2 protein-coding genes and 1 pseudogene are annotated in these 6,851 nt (G+C 70.7%); 2 read left to right on the top strand and 1 reads right to left on the bottom strand.

Going from position 1 to position 6,851, the window contains the following annotated elements; genetic code table 11:
- Together GT030_RS08885 and fxsT are read left to right on the top strand one after the other, a co-directional pair.
- A pseudogene (locus tag GT030_RS08885) lies at window positions 1-191 on the top strand (HEXXH motif domain-containing protein); the annotation flags it as partial.
- Between the two features lie 129 nt (window positions 192-320).
- Entirely contained in the window at window positions 321-3,326 is a 3,006-nt protein-coding gene (fxsT, locus tag GT030_RS08880) for an FxSxx-COOH system tetratricopeptide repeat protein (RefSeq protein ID WP_161200624.1), read from the top strand.
- A gap of 83 nt (window positions 3,327-3,409) precedes the next feature.
- Here the strand turns inward: fxsT and GT030_RS08875 are convergent.
- On the bottom strand, window positions 3,410-6,851 hold a 3,442-nt coding region (locus GT030_RS08875), incomplete at its 5' end, for a multifunctional oxoglutarate decarboxylase/oxoglutarate dehydrogenase thiamine pyrophosphate-binding subunit/dihydrolipoyllysine-residue succinyltransferase subunit (protein ID WP_161200623.1).

Raw genomic sequence — 6,851 nt, 5'->3', positions numbered from 1 at the left:
CGCTCGTCGCCTCACCCGACCTCACCCCCGCCGGACGCCGCTTCGTCGACGGCATGGCCGCCGCCCACGAACGGCTCTCCGCCCGCCCCGCACCACGGGGGCACACGGCGCGCGCGCAGGCGTACGTCAAGGCGGTGCGCACCCTCTGGGCGCAGCGACAGCCCCCCACGCCGCCGATCCCGAACCGGTGAAATGCCGGGTTCACACCCCCCGCTGCGCGAAGATCGGCGCACCGAGGCGTTCGTCTCCGGCGGTCGCCGTACTCCCCAGGGCCGCGCCGAGGTTCTACGATTTCCTGTCTACGTGCTGGAGGCCGCCGCATGTCTGAATCCCGTACGCCGGCACCGAGCGGGAACGGGGCCGCGAGGCAGACCGTCACCATCAGCTTCGCCGGCTTCAACCGCGCCTGGGCCGCCTGGATCGGGGACCGGCTGGAGCGACGCGGCCTCAGAGTGGTCTACCTGCGCTGGGACGCGCCCCCGGACCAGCCCCTCACCGACCTGCTGCGCGACCTCACCCTCGCCGAGGGCCGCACCCTGATCGTGGTCAGCGAGTGGTACTTCCAGCTCGGCCCGCGCACCCACGACGAGTGGAACGCGGCCCTGCGCGAGGTCGTCGGTGCCGATCCGGGCCGGTTCGCCGCCGTCTCCGTCACCAACGCCCCGCTGCCCTCCGCCGTCGCCGCGCTCGCCCCCGTCGACCTCACCAACATGGGCGCCGACGAGGCCGTACGCCGTCTGCTGGACCGCCTCGACCTGCCCCACGACACCCGCCCGGCCGACGACGCGGGCCGCCTGGCGCCCCGCTTCCCGGCCGCCATGCCCGACGTGTGGGGCGGGGTGCCGCGCCGCAACACCCGCTTCACCGGCCGCGAGCCGCTGCTCAACGACGCCTACCACCTGCTCCAGGGCAGCGACCCCGGTGCCGGCGTGCTCACCCTGCACGGCATGTCCGGCGTCGGCAAGACCCAGCTCGCCGCCGAGTACGTCTACCGCTTCGGCTCCGAGTACGACGTGGTGTGGTGGGTCAACGCCGAGAAACGCGTCAGCTACCGCCGCCTCCTCGCCGAACTCGCCCCCAAACTCGGCCTGTCCACCGGCGCCGAGTACGGCGAGCGGCTGCGCGCCGTCCGCGACGCGCTGCGCCGGGGCACCCCGTACTCCCGCTGGCTGCTCGTGCTGGACGGCGCCGACGAACCCGACCAGATCTGGGACCTCGTCCCCACCGGCCCCGGCCACGTCCTCATCACCTCCCGCAACCCCGAGTGGGGCGAGCACAACAGCAAGCTCCTCGAAGTCCCCGTCTACGGCCGCGACGAGTCGGTCGCCTTCATCCGCCGCCGCGCGCCCCGGCTCACCGAACCCGACGCCGACCAGCTCGCCCAGGCGCTGGAGGACCTGCCGCTGCTGCTGGACCAGACCGCGGGTTGGCTCAACGACTCCGACCTCTCGGTGGAGGAGTACATCGCCCTGCTGGACGGCGGGATCGACCAGGACGTGGTCAAGGTGTCCGCGGACTTCCCGCTCGCCTTCCAGACGGCCTGGTCGATACTGCTGAACAAGCTCCGCGAGACCGTCCCCGAGTCCGTCGACCTGCTGCGGCTGTGCACCTTCTTCGCCCCCGGCTTCATCCCGGTCAGGCTGCTGAAGGAGATGAACCACGACGACCTGCCCGAACAGCTCGCCGGGCTGCTGGACGACCCGCTGCTGTGGAACAAGGCCGTCAACCAGCTCCGCCAGTACTCCGTGGTCCGGCTGGAGTCGCACGAGGCCACGCTGGACGAGGCCGTCGCCTCCGGCGAGTCGGTCTACCTGCACCGGATGGTCCACCAGATCGTGCACAAGGACATGCCCGAGGCCGACCGGAGAGAGTTCATCGAGGTGGTCCGCCGCGCCCTCGCCGAAGCCGACCCCGGCCGCCCCACCGACACCCGCAACTGGGACGCGTACGCCGAGATCGTCCCGCACCTCAAGTACGCCGACGTGCTGCGCAGCAAGGACCGCCGGGTGCAGGGGCTGGTGCTCAACTGCCTGCGGTACATGCTGTTCGCGGGGGAGTACACCGCGGGCGTCAACCTCGGCGGCCGCGCCCTCGCCACCTGGCGCGAGCTGCTCGGCGAGTCCCACCCCCGCGTCTGGGAGGTGACCTACCACTACGCCAACCTGCTGCGCTCGGCCGGCCGCTTCCAGGAGACCGAGGCCATCGACCGGGCCGCCCGCGAGCAACTCCTCGCCGAACGCGGCGAACACGACCTCGACCACCTCCGGATGGCCGGCGGACTCGCCGCCGACCTGCGTGAACTCGGCCAGTACGACGCGGCCCTCGAACTCGACGAATGGCTCTACCCCACCTACCGCGAGCTGTTCGGCGAGCACGACTCGCGCACCCTCAACGCCCAGAACAACCTCGGCTTCACCCTGCGCCTCCTCGGGCGCTACGAGCAGGCGCGCGGCTTCGACACCCGAACCCTGGAGGCCCGCCGCCAGCTCCTCAAGGGCCGCCACCCCTGGACCCTGTTCTCCGAGGTCTCCTACGCGGTCGACCTGCGCCTGCTGGGCCGCTACGCCGAGGCCGAGTCGATCCAGACCAAGAACGTCCGCGAGTACCGCATCGTCATGGGCCCGGACAACCAGAACACCCTGCGCGCCGAGCACAACCTCGCGCTGTGCCGGCTGCGCGGCGGGGACCGGGCCGGGGCGGGCGAACTGCTCACCCGCGTCCTGGAGGGGCTGGAGCGCAAGCTCGGGGACAGCCACACGCACACCCTGGCCGCCGCCGTCAGCCAGAGCTGCTTCGCCCGCGAGCACGGCGACATCGACCAGGCCCGCGAGGCCAGCGAGTCCGTCCTCGCCCGCTACGAACTGCTGCTGCCCGAGGGCCACCCCTTCATCATCGGCGCCCGCGCCAACCACGCGCTGGTGCTGCGCAGCGTCGGCGAACGCGACCACGCCCACGTACTGATCGAGCAGAGCCTCGCCGACATGACCGCCGCGCTGGGGGAGACCCACCCCTACGCCCTCGGCTGCGCCGTCAACGCGGCCGCGCTGCGCAACCTGGTCGGGGACACCGAGGCCGCCGCCGACCTCAGCCAGATCACCATCCTGCGTGCCACCGACACCCTCGGCCGCACCCACCCCCTCACCCTGACCGCCCGCGTCGCCTACGCGGCCGACCTGCGCGCGCTGCGCGACCGCCAGCAGGCGGAGAAGGTCGAACAGGAGGCCCTGTCCGACCTCGCGGCCACCCTCGGCCCCCAGCACGTCCACACCATCTCCGCCCGCTCCCGCAACCGCCCGTACTGGGACTTCGAGCCCCAGGCCAGCTGAGGGGACGAAAAAGGCCCGCCCCCCGGACCGGATCCGGGGGGCGGGCCTTTCAGCGCTGCTCAGTGCTGCTCAGCGGGCGGAGGTCACGCCTCGAAGACCTCGTTCACCAGCTGCTCCTGCTCCGCCTGGTGGCGCTTGGCGGAGCCCACCGCCGGGGAGGAGCCGTGCGCGCGCGAGATGCGGCGCAGGCGCTCGCCCGCCGGGACATCGGCACCGACGGCCAGGTCCAGGTGGTCGATCAGGTTGAGCGCGATGAACGGCCACGCACCCTGGTTCGCCGGCTCCTCCTGCACCCAGAGGTACTTCTCGGCGTTCGGGTACTTGTTGACCTCGGCCTGGACCTCGGCGCCGGGCAGCGGGTACAGCCGCTCGATGCGGATGATCGCCGTGTCCGTGGCGCCGCGCTTCTGCCGGCCGGCCTCCAGGTCGTAGTAGACCTTGCCGGAGCAGAAGACGACCTTGCGGACGGCGGCCGGGTCGACCGTGTCGTCGCCGATGACCGGGCGGAACTCGCCGGAGGTGAACTCCTCCGCCTTCGAGGCCGCCGCCTTCAGACGCAGCATCGACTTCGGGGTGAAGACGATCAGCGGCTTGTGGTCCGGGTTGTGGACCTGCCAGCGCAGCAGGTGGAAATAGTTCGCCGGCGAGGTCGGCATGGCGACCGTCATGTTGTTCTGCGCGCAGAGCTGCAGGAACCGCTCCGGACGGGCCGAGGAGTGGTCCGGGCCCTGGCCCTCGTAACCGTGCGGCAGCAGCAGGACCACACCGGAGGTCTGGTTCCACTTCTGCTCGGCCGAGGAGATGAACTCGTCGACGACCGTCTGCGCGCCGTTGACGAAGTCGCCGAACTGCGCTTCCCACATCACCAGCGCGTCCGGGCGGGCCAGCGAGTAGCCGTACTCGAAGCCCATCGCCGCGTACTCGGAGAGCAGGGAGTTGTAGACGTTCAGCCGCGCCTGGTCCTCGGAGAGGTACTGCAGCGGGGTGTACTCCTCGCCGGTCTCCCGGTCGATGAGCACCGCGTGGCGCTGGCCGAAGGTGCCGCGCTGGGAGTCCTGGCCCGCCAGGCGGACCGGGGTGCCCTCCAGCAGCAGCGAACCGATGGCCAGGGTCTCGCCCATGCCCCAGTCGATCGTGCCGTCCTCCACCATCGCCGCCCGGCGCTGGAGCTGCGGCTGGAGCCGCGGGTGGACGGTGATGTTGTCCGGGACGTTGACCTGGGACTCGGCGATCCGCTTGACGACCTCCGCGGAGATCGCGGTCGGGACCGCCGCCGGGAAGCCGTCCTTGGGCGGCTGGGACTCGCCCTGCGCCGGCTGCGAGGTGACCTCGCGGACCTCGGTGAAGACCTTCTCGAGCTGGCCCTGGTAGTCCTGGAGCGCCTGCTCGGCCTCCTCCAGCGTGATGTCACCGCGGCCGATGAGGGACTCGGTGTACAGCTTGCGCACCGAGCGCTTCTTGTCGATCAGGTCGTACATCAGCGGCTGGGTGAAGGCCGGGTTGTCCGACTCGTTGTGACCGCGGCGGCGGTAGCAGATGAGGTCGATCACCACGTCCTTGTTGAACGCCTGACGGAACTCGAAGGCGAGCCGCGCGACGCGGACCACGGCCTCCGGGTCGTCGCCGTTCACATGGAAGATCGGGGCCTCGATCATGCGGGCCACGTCCGTGGCGTACATCGAGGAGCGCGAGGACTCCGGGGCGGCGGTGAAGCCGACCTGGTTGTTGATGACGATGTGGACCGTGCCGCCGGTGCGGTAGCCGCGCAGCTGCGACATGTTCAGGGTCTCGGCCACCACGCCCTGGCCCGCGAAGGCCGCGTCGCCGTGGATCGCCACCGGCAGCACGGTGAAGTCCGTGCCGCCCTTGTTGATGATGTCCTGCTTGGCGCGGGCGACGCCCTCCAGGACCGGGTCGACCGCCTCCAGGTGCGAGGGGTTGGCGACCAGCGAGACCGCGATCTGCTCGCCGTCCAGCCCGGTGAAGGTGCCCTCGGCGCCCAGGTGGTACTTCACGTCACCGGAGCCGTGCATCGACTTCGGGTCGAGGTTGCCCTCGAACTCCCGGAAGATCTGCGCGTACGACTTGCCGACGATGTTGGCGAGCACGTTCAGCCGGCCGCGGTGGGCCATGCCGATGACGACCTCGTCCAGGCGCGACTCGGCGGCCGAGTCGATGACCGCGTCCAGCAGCGGGATGACGGACTCGCCGCCCTCCAGCGAGAACCGCTTCTGGCCGACGTACTTGGTCTGCAGGAACGTCTCGAACGCCTCGGCGGCGTTCAGGCGGCGCAGGATGCGCAGCTGCTCCTCGCGCTCCGGCTTGGAGTGCGGGCGCTCGACGCGGTCCTGGATCCACTTGCGCTGCTTGGGGTCCTGGATGTGCATGAACTCGATGCCGGTGGTGCGGCAGTACGAGTCGCGCAGCACGCCCAGGATGTCGCGCAGCTTCATCATCGACTTGCCGGCGAAGCCGCCGACGGCGAACTCGCGCTCCAGGTCCCACAGGGTGAGCCCGTGCTCGGTGATGTCCAGGTCGGGGTGCTTGCGCTGCTGGTACTCCAGCGGGTCGGTGTCGGCCATGACGTGGCCGCGGACCCGGTAGGAGTGGATCAGCTCGAAGACACGGGCGGCCTTGGTGACGTCGTCGTCGTGGCTGGCGTCGATGTCCTTGAGCCAGCGGACCGGCTCGTAGGGGATGCGCAGCGCCTCGAAGATGTCGTCGTAGAAGCCGTTCTCGCCGAGGAGAAGGTTCGCGACCTGGCGCAGGAACTCGCCGGAGGCGGCGCCCTGGATGACCCGGTGGTCGTAGGTCGACGTGAGCGTCATGACCTTGGAGACGCCGAGCTTGTTCAGGGTGTCCTGGCTGGTGCCCTGGAACTCCGCCGGGTAGTCCATGGAGCCGACGCCCATGATCACGGACTGGCCGGGCATCAGGCGCGGCACGGAGTGCACGGTGCCGAGGCCGCCGGGGTTGGTCAGGGAGACCGTGACACCGGTGAAGTCGTCCATCGTGAGCTTGCCCTCGCGGGCGCGGCGGACGATGTCCTCGTAGGCCTGCCAGAACTCGAAGAAGTTCAGCGTCTCGGCCTTCTTGATGGCCGCGACGACGAGCTGGCGGTCGCCGTTGGGCTTCACCAGGTCGATGGCCAGACCGAGGTTCACGTGCGGCGGCTTGACCAGGGTCGGCTTGCCGTCCTTCTCGCCGAACGAGTGGTTCATCGCCGGCATGGCCTTGATGGCCTGCACCATGGCGAACCCGATGAGGTGCGTGAAGGAGATCTTCCCGCCGCGGGCGCGCTTGAGGTGGTTGTTGATGACGATGCGGTTGTCGAACAGCAGCTTCACCGGGACCGCGCGGACCGAGGTGGCCGTCGGCAGCTCCAGCGAGGCGTTCATGTTCTTCGCCACGGCCGCGGACGGACCGCGCAGCGTCACGTACTCGGGGCCCTCGGGGGCCTCCGTGGCGGGCGCGGCGGCGGCCTTCGGCTTGGCCGCGGGCGCCGGGGCCGGCTTCGCCGGGGCC

Origin of the sequence: Streptomyces sp. SID1328 (assembly GCF_009865595.1) — a bacterium.
GTDB lineage: Bacteria > Actinomycetota > Actinomycetes > Streptomycetales > Streptomycetaceae > Streptomyces > Streptomyces griseoluteus.
Note: the sequence above shows the minus strand (reverse complement) of the source record. Positions and strands in the feature narration are given on the sequence as shown.

Coding starts and splice junctions, on each gene's coding strand:
- fxsT (WP_161200624.1), top strand. CDS start 321: ATGTCTGAATCCCGTACGCCGGCACCGAGCGGGAACGGGGCCGCGAGG.